Raw genomic sequence first — 2566 nt, 5'->3', positions numbered from 1 at the left:
TATTTCGGATACTTTCATCAAGATACAGAAATCGCAGACGGCGATTTGGTCTGAGATTGAATTTGATTGCTGGTATCTACAATTACGAACTTCGTTACCGACAAAAGGATATATCTTGATTACTTTTGCAAGAGATCTAGTGATTTTCGCATCAGTGATATCGATCCTGCGGAAATGCTCGATCCAACTAATCCTACTGCTTTTGTGACGGGGTTAACATTTACTGCTGCTGGAACAGTAACAGTCACCCAAAACCCCATTATTCAAAATACTGGTGGCGTTAGTGTTCCTGAACCGTCCAATTTATTGGGTTTAGGATTACTCGGATTCGGTGCTTTCTTGACGGGAAAATTAAATAAGAAGCAAGCCAAAAAAGACTCATAATAAGTAGCTGGTTATAATTAAATTAGAAATGGATTTTAGGTTCGATCCCCCCTGCCCCCCTTGATAAGGGGGGTGCCGATCCCCCCTTAGTCCCCCCTTAATCCCCCCTTAATAAGGGGGGCATCTGATAATTTTTAACGCCTACCTACTTAGCAATTATCGTTAATCCTGTTGCTTATACAACATGATGGCGATTTCCAGCTTCAATCATCAACCTGACTTTGATGGGAAAGTCTATAAACTCCCTATTTTTGGCATTTCAATCAGTTAGCATCTCAATCATTAGATAAAAGGGCATCCTCGAAAAGGGGTGCTTTTTTGTTGTTCGGATGTATCGATCGAGCTACAATAAAAGGGACTTCTCTAGGCGAAAATATGGCTACAGGCATTGATATTAGCGAATTTATTGTTGCTAGTCCGGATATTTGTAATGCTCGTCCCCGGATCGCGGGAACTAGAATCACGATTCAAAGTTTAGTCATGGATCATAAAACGGGAATGAGTGCCGAAGCGATCGCTAGGGAGTATCCTCAGTTAAGTCTGGCTCAAATTTATAGCGCTCTAGCGTATTATCACGCGAATAAAGAACAGATAGAGGCCGATATCGATGCTTACCGAGCCGATTGTGAAGACTGGGAATCCCGATATCGAGCCGGTGAATTTTAATGAGTCAAATCCGTCTCTACCTTGATGAAGATGCGGGTCAACGCTCGGTCGTGGAAGCTTTGCGGAATCTGCGGTCAGTAAGGTATAGTCATTTCAATTAAAATTGAGAATATTAATCCCAGAGTTCATAAGGGTTTTGTCGGTATAGAGTGTATTAGACTTATCTGAAATGACTATAACAGGTGCAAGATTTTGAGAGAATTGTGGTTCAAAACCTTACGTCCTGTAGGGGCGAAGCATTCGGGCATAACCTATCGCTGAAACCGTAGATTTCCTATCCGAATGCTTCGCCCCTACTTTTTGCCGCAAACCCTACTTAGAAAACTGGACGAAGAGCCATTTACACCGTCTTTAAAAACCCATAAATTAAGGTGTAATTTAGGAGAGTTATGGTCTTGTACTCTTGCTTACGATTGTCGAATTATTTTTAGTTTTCAGAGAGGAATCGTCTGATTAAATCTTCCCGTGAAGACTCCAATAATAAACGACTAGACTCCATCGGTGATAACTGGAGCAAATCATCAATGACTTTTATCAAAGACTCATCCAATTCCCCAAACCTCACTTGCATTAAATTTGCAATAATTTGTCGTTGTCCCTGTTGAAGTCCTTGTTGAAGTCCTTGTTGAAGTCCTTGTTGAATTCCTTGTTGAAGTCCTTGTTGAAGTCCTTCTCGTTTGGTCGCCTCTTTCCACTCTAAATAAGATTGAGATAAAGCCATAAATACCTCCCTATCTTCTGATTTTAAAAGATTGTTAACTTCAACACTCACACGCCAACTAATCAATAATTCCATGACATTTTGACGGAAGGAATCGCCAGATGGCAACTCAAGCAACTCTCTCACCGCTTGGCTTTGGGTTTTCCCCCGTCCCAACAATCTTAACAGTAAAGTGTCTGGGGTAATAGGTAACTGATTAATCGCTATAATTGCCGTTCGGTGAGAGGGAGATAAAAAGTAAATCCCTTCTGTCCAGTTTTCTAGTTCTAATTTAGCATCAAAACTCTCTAGTATCTGGAAACTAATAGAAGTAGCCAAAATCCATAATTTAGGTAAGTCATCCTCGTTTAACTCAGTTTTTTCCCGTTTCCCTTTCCGTTGAAGTTCAGCGAAAATCGAAAACAGTTTTAAGATACAGTTGCGAATTTCCGTTCGATTGGGAGCATTGCGAAAAGGCTCAAGCAAAGTGCTTGTTGTCACCATTTGCCCTAAAAGACCCAAAGATTGAGCATTTCCCCGCATATTAGGGTGAGGAGAGAAGAAAATATCCACCTGACGGGTTTCATCCGCCACTTCCTTGCTAACTTCCACCTTTCCCAGAGGAGACAGCAATTCTTCTAGGTATTGTTTAGCGAATTGGTCGTGAGGTTGTCGATTGACGCTCCCCGCTCTAAAGAGACGGGGATTCTTCGTTCATTGAGTCTCCGTTAGCAAGCAGGATTTCTCCAACCAACCAAGAGGGAATCTCTCCCGAAGCGTTTAAAGTTTGCGTGCGCCCCACGCTACTTAATCCCT

General features: G+C 41.8%; 3 protein-coding genes and 2 pseudogenes. 4 read left to right on the top strand and 1 reads right to left on the bottom strand.

Features of this window, described 5'->3' with window-relative positions; all coding sequences use genetic code 11:
- The 4 genes and pseudogenes from IM477_RS19200 to IM477_RS19185 all read left to right on the top strand — a co-directional run.
- Nucleotides 1-119 (top strand): annotated as a pseudogene (locus IM477_RS19200) (IS5 family transposase); the annotation flags it as partial.
- A gap of 55 nt (nt 120-174) precedes the next feature.
- Nucleotides 175-384: a PEP-CTERM sorting domain-containing protein gene (locus IM477_RS19195; protein WP_287733093.1), complete on the top strand. Its 210-nt coding sequence runs from the start codon at nt 175-177 to the stop codon at nt 382-384.
- 375 nt (nt 385-759) lie between these two features.
- A complete protein-coding gene (locus IM477_RS19190; RefSeq protein ID WP_287733092.1) occupies nt 760-1050 on the top strand; it encodes a DUF433 domain-containing protein in 291 nt (96 codons plus the stop codon).
- 312 nt (nt 1051-1362) lie between these two features.
- A pseudogene (locus IM477_RS19185) lies at nt 1363-1485 on the top strand (type II toxin-antitoxin system RelE/ParE family toxin); the annotation flags it as partial.
- Here the strand turns inward: IM477_RS19185 and IM477_RS19180 are convergent.
- Nucleotides 1478-2371, bottom strand: coding sequence for a hypothetical protein (locus IM477_RS19180; protein ID WP_287733094.1), 894 nt, complete (start codon nt 2369-2371; stop codon nt 1478-1480). The pseudogene IM477_RS19185 and the gene IM477_RS19180 sit on opposite strands and share 8 nt — an antisense overlap.
- Nucleotides 2372-2566 lie beyond the last annotated feature (195 nt).

Origin of the sequence: Microcystis sp. M090S1 (assembly GCF_020246295.1) — a bacterium.
Lineage (GTDB): Bacteria > Cyanobacteriota > Cyanobacteriia > Cyanobacteriales > Microcystaceae > Microcystis > Microcystis aeruginosa.
This window is presented reverse-complemented; position numbering and strand designations above follow the sequence as displayed.